Source organism: Bacillus pretiosus, from assembly GCF_052947655.1.
In genome coordinates this window covers 1,889,950-1,905,890 of the sequence record NZ_CM129593.1, presented here as the reverse complement: position 1 = coordinate 1,905,890, position 15,941 = coordinate 1,889,950, and the positions used below count along the sequence as shown (strand labels likewise).

Genomic DNA, 15,941 nt, shown 5'->3' with positions numbered 1-15,941 from the left:
TAATATAGGGCCGCCTATCTGTTTCAATTCCTGTAGTTGCTTATGCTCACACTCCTCCATATTATTACCTCCCTTATCATATAATTAGGTCATTTTGTAATCACCATCACTACTAAGTTCATTCCTTATTTAACCTCTGAATAAAACGTTTAAATGCCGATATCCCTTCGTCATCTCGTTTAAAAACGCCAGCATCTTCAAGCGCCTGTATAAATTTCTGTCCTAATTCTGCTCTTACTATCTCCTCTACATTTTGTTCATGTATCCGATGGTAATATTTGATTTTTAATTGTTCAGCCCATCGTATATGAAGCGTTGGAATATCACTTGGAATGTTAAGTAAGAATTTTTCCACTTCCTGAAGTTCTGTTTTTAAACGCGCCGGAAGTACTGCTAACCCCATTACTTCAATTAGACCGATATTTTCCTTTTTAATATGCTGTATTTCCGCATGAGGGTGGAAAATACCTAACAAATGTTCTTCACTTGTACGATTGTTCCGCAAAACAAGATCCAATTCGTACATACTATTCCGGTAACGAGCAATCGGAGTTATCGTATTATGTGGAATATCATTCGTAAATGCAAATATATTAACAGATGGATCACTATATCCCTTCCACCTCTCTAATATGTACTCCCCTGCATTTACTATTTGTTCTATGTCTTTACTTCTTAAGCGAATAACTGACATAGGCCATTTAATAATAGAACATTGCATTTCTGGAAAGTTAGTTAGTTCAAAAATTAGGTCGTTTGATGCATTTGCCATAGCAAATTCATAGTTTCCACCTTGATAATGGTCATGTGTTAGAATAGATCCTCCTACAATAGGCAAATCAGCATTAGAACCAAGAAAATAATGCGGGAATTTTTCTACAAATTTTAACAAACGTAAAAATGTTTGACGGTCAATTTTCATATCACGGTGTTCTGAAGACAATACAATACAGTGTTCATTGAAATATATATACGGAGAATACTGTAGAAACCAGCTTTCATCTGTAAGATTCATACGAATCATACGATGATTCGTGCGTGCTGGATGTCCAATTCTGCCTCTATATCCTTCATTCTCAATACAGAGTAAACATTTTGGATAATTTGTACTTTCCAATACTCTCTCTCTAGCAATTTGTTTCGGGTCTTTTTCCGGTTTTGATAAGTTAATCGTTATATCAATGGGTCCATATTCCGTATTTACTTTATAATTTATATTTTTGGCAATTTGCTTCATTTGGATATAGTTGCTGTTTTTACTTAACTCATAGAAGTAATTTGTCGCAGCCTTCGGATTTTGTTCGTATTTTTCATAAAATAGAGAATTGATAACGGACGGTTTGGACATAAAAACATCCATAATTGCACTTGCTAAAACCTCCTTCTCGTCCATTACTGTCTCAATGACTTTATGCATACAAGCATATTCAATTAACTCTTCCAATAACTCCGAAATTGCTTTCTTTGCGGGCGCGGGCGCTGACGCTTCCACTACAAAGTCATCTAAACGAAGTAAGGAAAGGATTTGATTCCTTGTATATATTTCATCTTCTTTTTCAATCAGTTGAACTTCAATAGCACGATCAATTAACTGCTGGATAGCTTGATATATCATCAGTATATACCTCCTCTAACCTTATAGCGGTTTTCGTTGTTACGATGCCAGTTCTATGTACCTTTTATCATTTTATGAACAGATCTATGGGATAACCACCACCCTAATAAACATTTCATGAAAAAGAAATAAATACTAGATTCCACGATATATTCGACAAAGCCATACAAAAAAACATCTCATAAAATTATGAGATGTTTTTAGTATTTGCTATTCTTTTAATAAATCTATTAATCCATTCCCTTCAGATGTACGTTCATACCCTAAAGGTACAGTTCTTTTAATAAGTTGTGCATATATTTCTGGCTCTGATAACTTTCTACCATATTCTCTCTCACACTGCTTAATGAGCAATGCCAGCGCTCCAGCGACATGCGGTGTCGCCATAGAAGTTCCACTTAATACCGCATATTTCCCTTCAGGATACGTAGATAATATTTCATCACCTGGCGCCACTAAATCAATTTCTTGATTCGAATTACTAAAACATGCGATTTTCCGTTCTAAATTGACAGCGCCGACTTCAATTACTTCGGAATAAGCACCTGGGAAATCTAGTTCCTCTGTATTATCATTACAATCTCCATTATTCCCAGCAGCACATACGACGAGAACATCTTGCTTTACTGCATTTTGAATCGCTTCATGTAATTCTGGAACGTCCTGCGGGCCACCAAGTGACATTGAAATAACTCTAACTCTTTCTTTATTAGGCCCTCTCCAATTTACAGCATAATGAATCGCCTCAATAATTTGCTCATAACTTCCAGAACCATCTCCCGCTAAAACCTTTAACACTAACATTTTAGCAAGTGGTGCAACTCCTAAAACACCGACACCATTTTCAGTCGCTGCAATTGTCCCCGCTACATGAGTACCGTGTCCGTTATTATCAAGATAAATATTTGGATCCCCTTCGTAATCTTTCGTGAAATTTCTTCCACCGATAATGCGATCCTTTAAATCTATATGATTCACATCACAACCTGTATCTAATACGGCAACAACAATATCATTTCCTTTCGCACTCTTCTCCCATACTTGTGGAGCATGAATGAGTTGTACACCTGGTGGAATTTCATTTACTTGTTCAACCACCTTATCTACTGTAAAAGGAATCAATTGTATACCTTTTTGTTTATTCGCTGTACTACTATTCATCGTAATCCCTCCTGAAAATATATTATTTTCATTTCAGACCACTTTTGAAAAGGTTTAAATGTAACATTCGTTTTATTCGTTTCGTTTTCCTTCCTTAAAAATATTTCTCAATATAGCTTACTAATTCTATACTACTCTTTTTATTTATCTCGTAATTTTTATTCACCAAAAATTCGATTGGTACAACCAATAACCAAAATAAAAGGACCAATTTAATGGTCCTTTCATAGTTTTTAAAGAATGATATGAAATTTTAAAAATAAAATAAATTAAGACTAAGCCTCACTCTTATTTAAAAACTTCTCTATTTCTTTTATTAAATGTTTCGCTCCATCTATACTAACAGTAATGTTTCCATTTGCTAATGATATGTTTTGATTTGAAACATCACCTGTTATTTGACAAGCATTGTAAGGTTGATATTTTTGTAAAATGACTTTATCTTCTTCTACGAAAATTTCAAGTGGTGATTTGATTTGTATTCCTAATACTTCTCGTAACTCTTTAGGAATAACAATTCGTCCTAATTCGTCTACTTTTCGAATAATTCCTGTTGCTTTCATATTACTCCCCCCTTACTTTCTATTAATTTTTCCACCTCGCTCTTTCCATTTTATCACTTTTTGGTAATACTTGTATCTTTTTAGAAAATTTTGTACTCAAGTTAAAAATACACATTTAACTAATACGTAATCTCTCTTTCAATTGTTTTAAATAACGAGATCGTATGAATAAGAAATATACAACTTGAATTCCTACGAAAACACTTAATACAATCGCATTTTCTTTAAATAATGAGTACTCAAACATCTGTCCCAGTGCAGTTAACGCTACTGCCCCGTGTAATGTTGCAACACCTATTGGAACGAAGAATAATAGTGCTAATCGAATTGTAACTACTTTCGATAATTCTCCGCTCGTTAAACCTACTTTTCTAATCATTTCAAACAAACGAGTATCATCCTCTAAATCAGAAAACAAACGGAAGTAAAGGAAGCTTCCTGCACATACGAAAAATACTATACCAATAAAGAAACCTACAAATAAAATTGGTCCTGCTATTTGTAAACTTTGGTTTTGTTCGTACTCTTCTGCACTAAACGTTGCATGTTCTTCATAAGTCTTCATTTGATGAGTAAGCTCTTTACCAACCTCTATTTCATCTTTCGTTCCTTCTGTTTTGTACACATAATCTTTTTCCTCTTTAAATCCATCTTGTAATGCATCATATTGATTTTTAGAGATTACATAAACGTTACCTCTTAGTATTTTACTTAATGAAGAAGTATTAACTTTTTTCACTTTTAAAGATTCATTCAAATGTGGTAAAGTAATTTCTTTTCTTTCTTTCATCGGTGGGCCTGGTATATCGACTGATAAAAATAAAGCTTCTTTATTTGCTACAGTTTGAAATGGTTCTCCTGTTAACTTCGCATATTCCTTATAATCTGATTCTTTTATGAAAATAGCACTTCTTAACGACTGCTCCTCCGCCCTTTTCGTTGAAATAGTAGCTTTAGAAGCTGTTATACTATGTTTCTTTAATCCTTCATCAATCATCTTCAAATGCTGTGATTCATTACTATTTCCTTGCTTAGAATGATACTGAAACGCAATTGGTCTCTCCATAATCCCTTTCGTCATGGACGTGAAACCTACTAATGTACCTATTGCTGAAAATGCTACAGTTGAAATAATAGTTACAATAAAGAACATTCTGGCGTTGTCTCTCATACGGTAAGCTAAATCTGATAACGTAACAATATTTGTCTGTGTCCAATAGAAACGTTTACTTTTTTTACATAGTCTAATAATAAAGACACTCAACTGCTTGTACAGCAAATATGTACCAATAATGACTACCGTTGTAACAGGAATCATCATGACAAATACCATTGCACCGTGTGACATAAGCGCTCCCGCATATCCCGCACTAAGCAATATGACCGCTAATATAGAAGAAATAATGGAAGCTTTCGGTTCCGGCTTCGCTTCTGCTGATCCTCTAAACAATTTCATAATTTTATTTTTCCGAATCATTCCTGCACTAAACAATGAAATGATCATAAATAATACGAAAAACATAATGCTCGTTACAACAATGGCTTTCATTGGTATGTAATAAGCTAAGGAAATATCTAATTTTAATATCATCGGAGCTACAAATATTAACATTCCGGAAAATAGCATTCCTGCAAGTATTCCAAAAATAATAGCCCCTATCCCAATCATAATATTTTCAAAGAAGATAAGACGCTTTAATTGATATTTCGTCATACCTAACATCATTAAAATTCCTAATTCACGCTTTCTCGTTTTTAAAAACATTCCCATCGAATATAAAATAAAGAAAAACGTAAATAAGTAAATAATGGACTGTGCAAAAGACATACTTACGAATACGTATCGTCCCAATTCTCCAGCACTTAATGCGGGATGAAACGCAAAAAATGAATAAACAAAAAAGGCCATAATGGCAAATGCACTACTTAAAAAATATGCTGAGTATGTTCGTCTATTTCGTGTTACATTTCGATATGCGAGTTCTCTAATGTTCATATTCCTTCTCCACCCTTCTACTAACTATGTTCTTATATTAGTAAAGTCCGGAAATACCTTCCATCGATTCAAATGACAAAAACCTTACATTATTGAAAGGTTTAAAAAAAATTGCTTAAACGAAAGAGTTTCATTATAATGACTACATTCATATTCATACACGCATCCTATTGTATATTCGTTAGTTTTGCGAAATAATAAAGGATAGAAGTATGTACCAATATACATATAAACTTATTTACCGCTTTAATATGAATAGGAGGAAACATAATGACATTACAAGAACAGATTATGAAAGCATTACATGTTCAGCCTGTAATTGATCCGAAAGCAGAAATCCGTAAACGTGTTGATTTCTTAAAAGATTATGTGAAAAAAACAGGTGCAAAAGGATTTGTACTTGGCATTAGTGGCGGACAAGACTCTACATTAGCTGGACGTTTAGCTCAGCTTGCAGTGGAGGAAATTCGTAATGAAGGTGGTAACGCAACGTTTATCGCCGTGCGTCTTCCTTATAAAGTGCAAAAAGACGAAGATGATGCACAATTAGCATTACAATTTATTCAAGCTGATCAATCTGTTGCATTTGATATCGCTTCAACAGTTGACTCTTTCTCAAACCAATACGAAAACTTATTAGGTGAATCATTAACAGATTTCAATAAAGGTAACGTGAAAGCACGTATCCGTATGGTTACACAATATGCAATTGGAGGACAAAAAGGTCTACTTGTTATCGGAACTGATCACGCGGCAGAAGCTGTTACAGGATTCTTTACAAAATTCGGAGATGGTGGTGCAGACCTATTACCATTAACGGGTTTAACGAAACGTCAAGGACGTGCTCTTTTACAAGAATTAGGTGCGGATGAGCGACTTTACTTAAAAATGCCAACTGCTGATTTATTGGATGAAAAACCAGGTCAAGCTGATGAAACGGAGTTAGGTATTTCGTATGATCAACTAGATGATTATTTAGAAGGTAAAGCAGTTCCAACTGACGTTGCAGAAAAAATTGAAAAACGTTACACAGTGAGCGAACATAAAAGACAAGTTCCAGCATCAATGTTTGATGATTGGTGGAAATAAATAAAACATAAAAAAGAAGCTAATCTCATTAGCTTCTTTTTTATGTTAACGATACACCCCTACTCTTTTCTCTAGTAAGTCCTGTAAACAATCCTCATGTTGTTGATTAAACAATGGTGGCATTTTGTTTAGCGGGAAAAACTTCAATTCCAACGTTTCATCACCGTCTACTTTTTGCTCTCCACCGGCAATTGAGCATGAAAAGAATATTAAAATTGACTGGGCATTATCTCCATTTGGATATGCTTGAAAATATTTTGTATACACCCCGATAAGCTCATTTATTTCCACGTCATAACCTGTTTCTTCTTTTATTTCTCGAATCGCGGTTTCTGCGGCAGATTCTCCAATTTCCATTGCACCGCCAGGAAATCCCCAAGCGTTAAAATCACCTCTTTTTTGCAGTAATACTTCTCCATGTTCATTCAACACACAACCACCCGCAAAGTTTATGAGAACACAGTCGTGACCTACTTTTTCACGTAATTCTTTTATATAATTAGCCATCCTCTTCCCCTTTTCATACATCTTCTATCATTATTTCTTATCTTTTTCAAGCAATTCAATCATTCGATCTAGCTTATTATTCATATTAATTACATGTTGTTTTTTTGCAGCGCTGTTTTTGCAATAATTTTCTAAGGAACAAAGTAAATGATAGGAAAAACAAAACGATAAGTCCGATTACTAAACAAGTATATATCAATGTAAAAATATTACTTTCGAACAAATTCATTCAAATCCCACATCCTTCCTTTTTATATTTTATCACACAATTCTGTTTTTTGAAGTGATACATAATAAAAAGAGCACCTTTTACAGATGCTCTTTTTAATTAATAAGTAAATGTAATTGTCGCTAATGAATAATCTGCCATCGCACTATATGGTGCTACTTCATAAGATACACGTTTTGCACCTTTTGGCCAATTTATTTCATTTAACACTTTCTTTATATCTTGCATTGTTCCATCCATCGATTGCTTATATCGTACTTCTACCTTTTCTGGCTTAGAAGCGAATTGTTGCTGTAATTTTTTCTTAAATTCACTATAATTATCTGCCCCGTATTGTGCAGACAAATATTTTAAATTTGTTTCTTTTAACATTTGTTCATACGCAGCAGTCTTTGAACTACCCGTTTTTATTTTGTTTGTTAATTCATTAAAGTAACTTGCAGTTGCCGCCGGATATTTACTACGATCCCATTCATGATCTTTACTTAATTGCTCATCAGACATATTAAAATATGAATATGTTACACGCCCAGCTTTATCTGGTACTGGATCATCGAATGTCGTATCAATGTGGTACCATTTGTTTTCAATGTTTACTAAATTCCATGCATGAGCTTGTCCATTCCCTGTGCCTGTTACAATATGATTTTGAATACCTGCTTCTTTTAACAACTCATACGTTAATAACGTATAGCCTTGACAAACGGCAGAACGATTCGCTAATGCTTCATATGCTGTATACGCTTTATAAGACGTATCATAAGATACATGTTTTACAACATAATCGTGAATAACTTTTACTTTCTCATGCTCATCCATCCCTGTTTTTACAATTGAACCGATAATTGCTTTTGCCTGAGATTTTACATATTGTGTTTGCTCTTTTGATTCACGGTATTTCACTTGCAATGTAAACGTATAGTTTCCTGGTAACCCTTTAATAGAATATTTAGTAGACGCTACATTATATTTTACATACTCATCTGCATCTACAATTTTATTAAACTCGCCATACAATTGGTCCATAACATTTCTAGCATTTCTATCTTTCTTTTTATATGTGATTGTAATATTTTCTTCTCGATTATCAACCTGTTTTTTTAATTCTTTTCGGAAATCATCTAATAGCTTTGCATCTGATTGTGTTGTCGCTACAGACGGATTCGTAGCTGCATAAGATACCGTTGACGCGTGTAAGCCTCCCATTACTATAGTTGAACAAAGCAGGGTAGCTGTCACATACTTACTTGTCTTTCTCATCTCGTCACTCCTTACATTCTATAACTATACGAAAAAGTATCGTATAGTTTCAGAGTATACAATACTTTTCCGTATAGGTCATATGAGATTATGCATATTTAACATTGTAAAAAGGTTGTTCTTTTTACAAGAACAACCTTTTTCATTAACAAGTTTGTAATACACAACACGCATTTTCAAAACGTCGATTTTTTAAGTCTTCATTTCCAATACAGAAATAAAGCATTCCTAAATCTCCCCACATCATATTACAATTTTTAGTATCTGAATCGATTTGGAATAAAAGCGTCATTTGCTGCGGGTCTATCCCCATATATTCTCCTGTCTCATATAATACTTCCTCTTGTACAGAGAATGGTTCACCAAACATTTGATGGTTATCATAGTTGTCTGGGATTAGTTCTTCAAGCAATTGTAAGAAACGATCTGAATCAGCCTCATCTTCAATGAAAAGCTCTGGCAATTTATATGTCAGTTCAAAAGTAGTTGCACACTGGTTATAATTTGTTTGCAATTCATCTGCTCTTCGTAATTGCTCTACAGGAACATCATAATAAAGTACACGCCCCGCTTCAGTTGGATTCACATCTTCTTCAAAGTAATTTTCAATGCTAAAGAAATATAACATCCCTGTCTTAGGAAGATTGTGACCCATACCAACATTTTGTAAATCATTTAAATTAAATTGAGCGATAAATTGTAATGGATTTCCTTTGTGCATTGGGTATTCCAATGTAGCTGGCAAGTCAGGAACTCCTCCCATTTTCGAACTACCTACCGCAACTGTTTCCTCCTGCTTTGGCACAACTTTTACACAAGGAAATACAGTGTGAATAAGTTCCTCTTTTAAATGTGTCAGCCCATATTTATCAATTAATACTTCAATTTGTTTATTCATAAATTCTCCTTATATTTACATACTTATTTGTATCATCGCACAAAAATTATACTCCATTCTTTGTAAAAACAACAAGCCTCCAAAAAAACGGGCTCTTCCTCCATACGCGAACAAGTTTAAAAAAGCATAGTATACATTGTTCCTACAAACACGATAGTTCATTATTTCTTCCAGTACATTTTCCCCTCGTTCATTTTTATTTTTAATTTAAGGAGGAATTCCACATGGGTTACGGATATAGTTGCGGCGGTTACGGTGGTTACGGTGGTAGTTGCGGCGGTTACGGTGGTGGATGTGGTTATGGAGGTTTCGCTTTATTAATCGTTTTATTTATCCTTCTAATCATCATCGGAGCTAGCTGTTGGGGCGGCTTTGTAGGCTGCTAGTAAATTTAAAAACTATTGTAAAAAAGCACGTACAATACGTGCTTTTTTGTCATTTTCAAATCTTTTATTCGAAAGGAAGTATGATTAATGAAGATTGATGGTGTTTTTGAGGGGGGCGGTGTACGCGGAATTGCGCATGTAGGGGCAATTTGCGCGTTAGCTGAAAAAGGCTATGAATGGGAACGTGTAGCTGGAACATCAGCTGGTTCCATTATCGCTGCGCTCCTAGCAGCAGGATATTCTTGTTCAGAGTTAAAAACGATTATAACTGATATCGATTATAATAAATTTACGAAGAGAACCTTTATTGACAGAATCCCCTTTATCGGAAAAGGATTAAGCGCATGGACTACTCTTGGTATTTACTCTAATATATTTATAGAAGAATGGATTGAAGAATTACTTCGCAAAAAAGGAGTTCACTTATTCACAGATTTACCTGATTTAAATAAGCTTAAAATTATTGCTTCTGATATAAGTAATGGTAAAATGGTTATCTTTCCTGATGACTTACCAAATTACGGATTTTTAAATTATCGCTTCTCTATTTCTAAAGCTGTAAGAATGAGTAGTACAATCCCCTTCTTCTTTGAACCGGTAAAATGGAGAACCCCTAAATGGAAGCAACCTTGTTATATGGTTGATGGAGGGATTTTAAGCAATTACCCAATTTGGATTTTCGACTCACCTTCCTCTCCTCGCTGGCCAACATTTGGATTTCATTTCGTAAAAGATGAGATTCAAGCTGATCCTGCCCATTATAACGAGCCTATCTCCATGTTCAAAGGACTTTTTAAAACAATGATGCAAGCCCATGATTTACGTCATTTAGATAAGGAATCAAAAGCAAGAACGATTACAATTCCAACAGGATCCATTACAAGTGCCAACTTTGAGTTAACAAAGGAAGAAAAAGAGTGGCTTTACAATTCTGGTTATAACGCCGCAAATAAGTTTTTACAATCTTGGAACTTCAGACAATATATTGATGACTATAGAAACGGAAATCAGGACCGAAAAACAAATCGGTATTTCCGTCAACTTGACTCATAATACTATTATTTTTCATACGAGAACACGTAACGCTTTCAAAAAAAATAAGCCTAGTAATATCATAGATTACGAGGCTTATTTACTTCCTGCATAAATTATTATACGTCTCTTAAGGATACGTTAACCCTTTAGCTTCTTCCGCAGTAATAACGGTATATCGATTTCCCGTTCGTAACCCTAACAATTCTGCTTTTTCAATTGCATCCTGCTTCGTCTCCGCATAAGCAGCTAAATATTTTTCTCCATTAATAATTTGGCAAATTACGTATTGTTTCATTACTTTCTCCTCTTACTTTTTCATTAGTTGTGCAAGCTTTTTTATACCTATTTCAATTTCTTCTAACGTTGCGTATGAATAGGATAGACGCAAAAATTGGTTTGCACTTCTATCATACAAAGTACCTGGATTTAATAAAATCTTTTCTTTCAAAGCTTTGTCAAATAAGCTACGGTTCGAAACGGGTACATTCATATGTAACCAAATATAAAAACCACCTGTCGGTTCATACCATGTTGCTATATCACGACAATATTTCTCTAACATTTGCAACATAAAATCTCTACGTTTTTTCAACTTAGTTCTTACAAACTGTAAATGTTCATCATACAATCCATCTGCAAACCATTCCGCTGCAATTTGCTGGGATATAGAACTTGAACCATAATCTGTTTGCATTTTTATGTCTGCCAATCTTTGAATGACTGGCTCAGATCCAACAATCCATCCAATTCTTAATCCTGGACTAATGACTTTAGACATACTCCCAATATGTAGTACAATTCCGTTTTTATCATATGCTTTTAAAGGCTTTGAAACAGGCTCATCAAACCATAAGTCTTGGTACACCGCGTCTTCTATAATAGGCAAACCAATTTCGTTACATATTTCCATCACTTCTATTCGTTTCTTCGCATTCATACTAAAGTTCGTCGGATTATGAAAAGACGGAATTGTATATAAAATAGATGCATTAAATTGCTTCTTATATTTCGTAATATATGATGCATGTAAACCGTTCTCATCCATTGGTATACCAATTAAACGCATTCCTGCTGATTGAAAAACATTAAGAGAATATAAATAAGATGGTTTTTCTAATAAGATGGATGCCCCTTTTGGAAGAAGTCCCATAGAAATAAGTTGCAACGCTTGAATTGCTCCTGAAACAATTAATATAGAATCAGGAGTTACATCTATACCATGTCCTTTTAAATAGTCCGCAATTTTCTTCCTTAAATAGAAATTCCCTTTTGGTTCTTCATACCCAAGTATCATGCTCGACTTTAAAAGCTTATTCATAATACCTTTCATCTTTTTTTCAGGTAAAAGACTCGGCGCGAGCTCACCTGTTCCTAAACGAATTACATGCGGATAAAATTCAGCTTGATTAATCTCTTGAATAGCAGGCAGATTCGGATAATGAAGTCCTGTTTCTACATAAGACTGCCAATTAGGCGGGGGCGCGTACGTTGAAGCATTCTCATTATTATTTACAACAATTGTTCCTTTCCTGCCATTCCCTTCAATGTATCCCTTTGCCACTAGTTCATCGAAAGCCATTACAATTGTACTCCGGTTCACACCGAATGTATGTGCCAAATCTCTTTGTGAAGGTAATTTCGTTCCAACAGTCCATTCTCCATTAACGATTCTTTCTTTTATATACGTTTCTATTTGTTTATACAGAGGAGTCGCTAGAGACATATTCGGTTTCCAAACAAATCTTTCCATCATATCACCTTATATTCTTTTTGGTTGGTAACCTCTCCAACCATATGGATGGATACAAATTTTCATTTCTTCTATACAATATACACTATCATACTGAATTAAAATAGGAGGTAATATGATGAGTGAAGCAATTATTCATGGTATCATTCTTGCATTTGGTCTTATCATTCCATTAGGTGTCCAAAATGTTTTCGTCTTTAACCAAGGTGCGAGCCAACCAAACATTTGGAGGGCAGCCCCTGTAGTATTAACTGCCTCTATATGTGATACGTTACTCATATTGATTGCAGTGCAGGGTGTCTCCCTTGTACTCCTTACTTTTTCTTGGCTAACTAACACGTTATATATAATTGGATTTTTCTTTCTCCTATATATGGGCTTTGTTATTTGGAGAAGTAACCCTTCCAACGATATAAAAAAAGAAAACAGTATGCCATTAAAAAAGCAAATCCTTTTCGCTGCATCGGTTTCGTTATTAAATCCACATGCAATTTTAGATACAATCGGTGTAATCGGAACAAATTCTATTGAATACATAGGAAGTGAAAAATGGGCTTTCACACTTGCAACTATTATCGTTTCGTGGATTTGGTTTATAAGCTTAGCTTTAGCGGGGAAATTTCTAAAAAGAATAGACTCAACCGGAAAGACAATCGTATTATTAAATAAATTTTCTGGCCTCATCATATGGGGCGTCGCGCTTTATATGTTAAAACAAGTTATGTATTCTTAATGAATGAAAGAGAATTGCATGTTACTGAAAACATCATGCAATTCTCTTTCAAATTATGAAGTAGGTTCCGGTTTCTGTTTTACGTTCTTTGCATCTTTTGCTGGTTTAATCCAAATCATTGCTATAACAGCACCGATACCAGCGAAAATACTTGTTACATAAAACACTTCATGGTCAGCACCTTTCATGAAAAAAGAGTATAGAGGTGGGCCGGCTGCTACACCGATAAATCGCATGGAACTATAAAAAGATGTAACCGTTCCCCTTTGCTCCTTTTCAATTCCTTGTGTAATTAGGGAGTCTAAACATGGGAGTGCCATACCAATTCCTATCCCCATGATAACGAGACAAAGAAGTAGTAAATAAATCCCTTTTATAAATAAAGGAATGATGACTGATGCAGCTGCCATTAAAAAACCAATATAAATACACTTCTTCATTACATTTTGATTATCTCCAATTTTTTTACCCGCCATATATGAACTAAGTGACAGTACAAGTAACGGGATAGCAAGTACACAACCTTTCCATATACCATGTATGTCATACTTTGATTCCAGTATCGTCGACAAATAAAAGAGAATTCCGAATAAAATAAGCATAATAATTGCACCTAATACAAAAATGGCAATTAACCATCTTCCCTTTTCTCGAAATGTAGAGATAATCGATTTTATAAACTCTTTAAGTGGTGGCACTTCTCCTTCTTGTTTCTTTGCCTTTACTAGAATAAGTAATAAAACAATTGATACTATGCATAAAACTGGAATTGCCCAAAATGGTAAGAACCATACAATGGCAGCAAGAGCAGATCCTAAAATAGGGCTCAGCACTTTTCCAAATGTATTGGATGTTTCAATGATTCCTAAACCTGTACTAACTTGTTTTTCATCCTTGTATAAATCACCAACACATGGTATAACAACTGGCATTGCACCAGCAGCACCAATACCTTGAATCGCTCTACCGACCAATATCCAAGTGTAGGGATTATCAACTTTCCATGATACCCAACCAGTTATCGCTCCTCCTATAGCCGCAATCAGCAAACTCGGAACCATTATCATCTTTCGTCCCCATCTATCTGATAAATAACCAGCAATCGGTATAAGAAGAATGGCTACGATAGAGTATATTGTAATAATCATGGATACTTGAAACGATGAAATATGTAATTTCTTTTCGATTGTCGGTAGAATTGGAATGAGCATTGAATTCCCTAATGTCATAACAAGTGGAACTGATGCAAGCGCAATTAAACAACAGTTTTCTTTTTTTAACATGTTGGCTTCGGAACCCTTTCATCGTATATTTCTGACCATATAATAGCCCTGCTGGAACGTAATTTTTCATTCCACCAGGGCTATTACATCTTTACTACTTCCCATTTACAACAAAAGAAATTGGGGAAAATATAGTATTATTCCTATTCTTTGAATCCAGTTCGCAATATATTCATACCAATTAATTGAAAAAAAAAGAAAGGAAGAATCCTTCCTTTCTCCTATAACCTTCTACAATTAGCGAGTATATCCGCCACCAAGTTGTTGTTCTGCCATCGCTACTAGACGTTTTGTAATTTCACCGCCTACAGAACCGTTTGCACGTGAAGAAGTATCAGCGCCAAGTTGTACACCAAATTCTTGTGCAATTTCATATTTCATTTGATCTAAAGCTGCTTGTGCTCCATGTGATGCTAATTGATTAGAGTTACGATTTCTAGCCATTACCAATCACCTCCTTATTTATATATAAATTGTGTTAAATTTCAATTTAAATACATGGTAATTTTTGGTTATTTATATTTTTTAAAAAAGAGTCTCTACAATGAGAGACTCTTACATCATTTTATATTAAGAAGTTACTACTTCTAAATTTCTATTTGTTAATACTTTCATTTCTTCTTTTAATATATCTTTCGCATTATGTCCAAACCATTCGAGTGAAGCAAAATGGTCAGTATCTCTCACTTCCTGAATAATCTCATCATAATTTACCACACCTTCAAATAATGGAACCATACCAATTCGACTTCCCGCTGCTGCATATACATTATTTGGTTCAAACACATGCAAATAATCTGCTGACGATATATTCTTAAAATGGTAATGTTGTATCCACGGCTTTAGTCGATGGAAGCTGTCTATTGGATCTGCACCAGACTCCCATATATGAAGAAAATCAAGGTTTATTTTCAAATTCGGATGATCTACTTCTCCTAATAATTCCAAAGTAGAAGGCAGCGTATCCGTTAACGTATTTGGATGTGTTTCTAAAAGTACATACATATTATGCTGAGCAAATACTTCACAAATCATGCGAATACGATTCACATACTCTTTTCTCTCCTGTTCCGAGAAACCTTCGCTACCTTTTTGTCCAGCAAACGTACGAATTTTGTTTGTTTTAAACCAATTAGCTAATATTGCAAGTTGTTCACATTTCTCTATCGTTTTTTCAAAATCTGCCGATAATGATATGTCTAAGTAATCACTTATCATCGTAATTTCCAAGTTTTTATCCTTTAAACAATTCAATTCTCGTTCTGTCGTTTCATACTCTTGCATATACAAATTTCGTGCATGAGTCCCCCACAATTCAATTCCTTTAAAACCGTTTTCATATGCAAATTGAACAATATCAGTAAATGAAATTAATTGATGACGAAAGGAAATAGTACATAATGAATATTTCATAGGTTTGAACTCCCTTATCTTAA

At 34.5% G+C, this 15,941-nt stretch carries 16 protein-coding genes and 1 pseudogene; 4 read left to right on the top strand and 13 right to left on the bottom strand.

Annotated elements, in window-relative coordinates; all coding sequences use genetic code 11:
* Positions 1 to 118 precede the first annotated feature (118 nt).
* The 4 genes from galT to ACU8YW_RS09835 form a co-directional block, all read right to left on the bottom strand.
* Positions 119 to 1,615 (bottom strand): UDP-glucose--hexose-1-phosphate uridylyltransferase, encoded by a 1,497-nt coding sequence (gene galT, locus ACU8YW_RS09850; protein ID WP_446894060.1) that lies wholly within the window; start codon positions 1,613 to 1,615, stop codon positions 119 to 121.
* Between the two features lie 210 nt (positions 1,616 to 1,825).
* Positions 1,826 to 2,776 carry a serine protease gene (locus ACU8YW_RS09845; protein ID WP_088063095.1) on the bottom strand — a complete coding sequence of 317 codons (951 nt, stop codon included), beginning with the start codon at positions 2,774 to 2,776 and terminating at the stop codon, positions 1,826 to 1,828.
* Positions 2,777 to 3,051: 275 nt separating this feature from the next.
* Positions 3,052 to 3,339 (bottom strand): AbrB/MazE/SpoVT family DNA-binding domain-containing protein, encoded by a 288-nt coding sequence (locus tag ACU8YW_RS09840; RefSeq protein ID WP_048543174.1) that lies wholly within the window; start codon positions 3,337 to 3,339, stop codon positions 3,052 to 3,054.
* Between the two features lie 115 nt (positions 3,340 to 3,454).
* Positions 3,455 to 5,335 (bottom strand): ABC transporter permease, encoded by a 1,881-nt coding sequence (locus tag ACU8YW_RS09835; protein ID WP_088063093.1) that lies wholly within the window; start codon positions 5,333 to 5,335, stop codon positions 3,455 to 3,457.
* Positions 5,336 to 5,605: 270 nt separating this feature from the next.
* Between ACU8YW_RS09835 and nadE the strand changes: the two genes are divergently transcribed.
* Complete coding sequence (nadE, locus tag ACU8YW_RS09830; protein WP_087982839.1) at positions 5,606 to 6,424, top strand: NAD(+) synthase; 819 nt, start codon at positions 5,606 to 5,608, stop codon at positions 6,422 to 6,424.
* A 45-nt stretch (positions 6,425 to 6,469) separates the two neighbouring features.
* On the opposite strand, the gene ACU8YW_RS09825 is transcribed toward nadE, so the two are convergent.
* The 4 genes and pseudogenes from ACU8YW_RS09825 to ACU8YW_RS09810 all read right to left on the bottom strand — a co-directional run bounded on the left by ACU8YW_RS09825 (position 6,470) and on the right by ACU8YW_RS09810 (position 9,318).
* Positions 6,470 to 6,931 (bottom strand): NUDIX hydrolase, encoded by a 462-nt coding sequence (locus tag ACU8YW_RS09825; protein WP_046954986.1) that lies wholly within the window; start codon positions 6,929 to 6,931, stop codon positions 6,470 to 6,472.
* A gap of 30 nt (positions 6,932 to 6,961) precedes the next feature.
* Positions 6,962 to 7,160 (bottom strand): annotated as a pseudogene (locus tag ACU8YW_RS09820) (DUF4083 domain-containing protein).
* Positions 7,161 to 7,259: 99 nt separating this feature from the next.
* Entirely contained in the window at positions 7,260 to 8,420 is a 1,161-nt protein-coding gene (locus ACU8YW_RS09815; RefSeq protein WP_088063092.1) for a transglutaminase domain-containing protein, read from the bottom strand.
* Positions 8,421 to 8,565: 145 nt separating this feature from the next.
* Complete coding sequence (locus ACU8YW_RS09810) at positions 8,566 to 9,318, bottom strand: YwqG family protein (protein ID WP_088063091.1); 753 nt, start codon at positions 9,316 to 9,318, stop codon at positions 8,566 to 8,568.
* Between the two features lie 224 nt (positions 9,319 to 9,542).
* Here ACU8YW_RS09810 and ACU8YW_RS09805 point away from each other — a divergent pair, with 224 nt between their 5' ends.
* Together ACU8YW_RS09805 and ACU8YW_RS09800 are read left to right on the top strand one after the other, a co-directional pair.
* Positions 9,543 to 9,704 (top strand): YjcZ family sporulation protein, encoded by a 162-nt coding sequence (locus ACU8YW_RS09805; protein ID WP_330938499.1) that lies wholly within the window; start codon positions 9,543 to 9,545, stop codon positions 9,702 to 9,704.
* An 87-nt stretch (positions 9,705 to 9,791) separates the two neighbouring features.
* Positions 9,792 to 10,757: a patatin-like phospholipase family protein gene (locus ACU8YW_RS09800; protein WP_446894059.1), complete on the top strand. Its 966-nt coding sequence runs from the start codon at positions 9,792 to 9,794 to the stop codon at positions 10,755 to 10,757.
* 109 nt (positions 10,758 to 10,866) lie between these two features.
* Here ACU8YW_RS09800 and ACU8YW_RS09795 read toward each other — a convergent pair whose 3' ends face one another.
* Positions 10,867 to 11,034, bottom strand: a complete 168-nt coding sequence (locus ACU8YW_RS09795; protein ID WP_087982849.1) for a DUF3933 family protein — start codon at positions 11,032 to 11,034, stop codon at positions 10,867 to 10,869.
* Positions 11,035 to 11,046: 12 nt separating this feature from the next.
* Positions 11,047 to 12,489: an aminotransferase-like domain-containing protein gene (locus ACU8YW_RS09790; protein ID WP_426933740.1), complete on the bottom strand. Its 1,443-nt coding sequence runs from the start codon at positions 12,487 to 12,489 to the stop codon at positions 11,047 to 11,049.
* A gap of 118 nt (positions 12,490 to 12,607) precedes the next feature.
* Here ACU8YW_RS09790 and ACU8YW_RS09785 point away from each other — a divergent pair, with 118 nt between their 5' ends.
* Positions 12,608 to 13,222, top strand: a complete 615-nt coding sequence (locus tag ACU8YW_RS09785; RefSeq protein WP_426933741.1) for a LysE/ArgO family amino acid transporter — start codon at positions 12,608 to 12,610, stop codon at positions 13,220 to 13,222.
* Positions 13,223 to 13,275: 53 nt separating this feature from the next.
* Here the strand turns inward: ACU8YW_RS09785 and bcbE are convergent, their stop codons facing one another.
* The 3 genes from bcbE to asbF form a co-directional block, all read right to left on the bottom strand.
* Positions 13,276 to 14,505: a bacillibactin exporter BcbE gene (gene bcbE, locus ACU8YW_RS09780; protein WP_088063087.1), complete on the bottom strand. Its 1,230-nt coding sequence runs from the start codon at positions 14,503 to 14,505 to the stop codon at positions 13,276 to 13,278.
* Between the two features lie 237 nt (positions 14,506 to 14,742).
* On the bottom strand, positions 14,743 to 14,949 hold the full coding sequence (locus tag ACU8YW_RS09775) for an alpha/beta-type small acid-soluble spore protein (protein WP_000113545.1): 207 nt from the start codon (positions 14,947 to 14,949) through the stop codon (positions 14,743 to 14,745).
* Between the two features lie 126 nt (positions 14,950 to 15,075).
* Positions 15,076 to 15,918 (bottom strand): petrobactin biosynthesis 3-dehydroshikimate dehydratase AsbF, encoded by an 843-nt coding sequence (asbF, locus tag ACU8YW_RS09770; protein WP_088063085.1) that lies wholly within the window; start codon positions 15,916 to 15,918, stop codon positions 15,076 to 15,078.
* Positions 15,919 to 15,941: the final 23 nt, after the last annotated feature.

What these genes read in the sequence shown, in the direction of transcription:
- galT (WP_446894060.1), bottom strand. Translation starts at nt 1,615, where the DNA reads ATGATATATCAAGCTATCCAGCAGTTAATTGATCGTGCTATTGAAGTT.
- ACU8YW_RS09845 (WP_088063095.1), bottom strand. Translation starts at nt 2,776, where the DNA reads ATGAATAGTAGTACAGCGAATAAACAAAAAGGTATACAATTGATTCCT.
- ACU8YW_RS09840 (WP_048543174.1), bottom strand. Translation starts at nt 3,339, where the DNA reads ATGAAAGCAACAGGAATTATTCGAAAAGTAGACGAATTAGGACGAATT.
- ACU8YW_RS09835 (WP_088063093.1), bottom strand. Translation starts at nt 5,335, where the DNA reads ATGAACATTAGAGAACTCGCATATCGAAATGTAACACGAAATAGACGA.
- nadE (WP_087982839.1), top strand. Translation starts at nt 5,606, where the DNA reads ATGACATTACAAGAACAGATTATGAAAGCATTACATGTTCAGCCTGTA.
- ACU8YW_RS09825 (WP_046954986.1), bottom strand. Translation starts at nt 6,931, where the DNA reads ATGGCTAATTATATAAAAGAATTACGTGAAAAAGTAGGTCACGACTGT.
- ACU8YW_RS09815 (WP_088063092.1), bottom strand. Translation starts at nt 8,420, where the DNA reads ATGAGAAAGACAAGTAAGTATGTGACAGCTACCCTGCTTTGTTCAACT.
- ACU8YW_RS09810 (WP_088063091.1), bottom strand. Translation starts at nt 9,318, where the DNA reads ATGAATAAACAAATTGAAGTATTAATTGATAAATATGGGCTGACACAT.
- ACU8YW_RS09805 (WP_330938499.1), top strand. Translation starts at nt 9,543, where the DNA reads ATGGGTTACGGATATAGTTGCGGCGGTTACGGTGGTTACGGTGGTAGT.
- ACU8YW_RS09800 (WP_446894059.1), top strand. Translation starts at nt 9,792, where the DNA reads ATGAAGATTGATGGTGTTTTTGAGGGGGGCGGTGTACGCGGAATTGCG.
- ACU8YW_RS09795 (WP_087982849.1), bottom strand. Translation starts at nt 11,034, where the DNA reads ATGAAACAATACGTAATTTGCCAAATTATTAATGGAGAAAAATATTTA.
- ACU8YW_RS09790 (WP_426933740.1), bottom strand. Translation starts at nt 12,489, where the DNA reads ATGGAAAGATTTGTTTGGAAACCGAATATGTCTCTAGCGACTCCTCTG.
- ACU8YW_RS09785 (WP_426933741.1), top strand. Translation starts at nt 12,608, where the DNA reads ATGAGTGAAGCAATTATTCATGGTATCATTCTTGCATTTGGTCTTATC.
- bcbE (WP_088063087.1), bottom strand. Translation starts at nt 14,505, where the DNA reads ATGTTAAAAAAAGAAAACTGTTGTTTAATTGCGCTTGCATCAGTTCCA.
- ACU8YW_RS09775 (WP_000113545.1), bottom strand. Translation starts at nt 14,949, where the DNA reads ATGGCTAGAAATCGTAACTCTAATCAATTAGCATCACATGGAGCACAA.
- asbF (WP_088063085.1), bottom strand. Translation starts at nt 15,918, where the DNA reads ATGAAATATTCATTATGTACTATTTCCTTTCGTCATCAATTAATTTCA.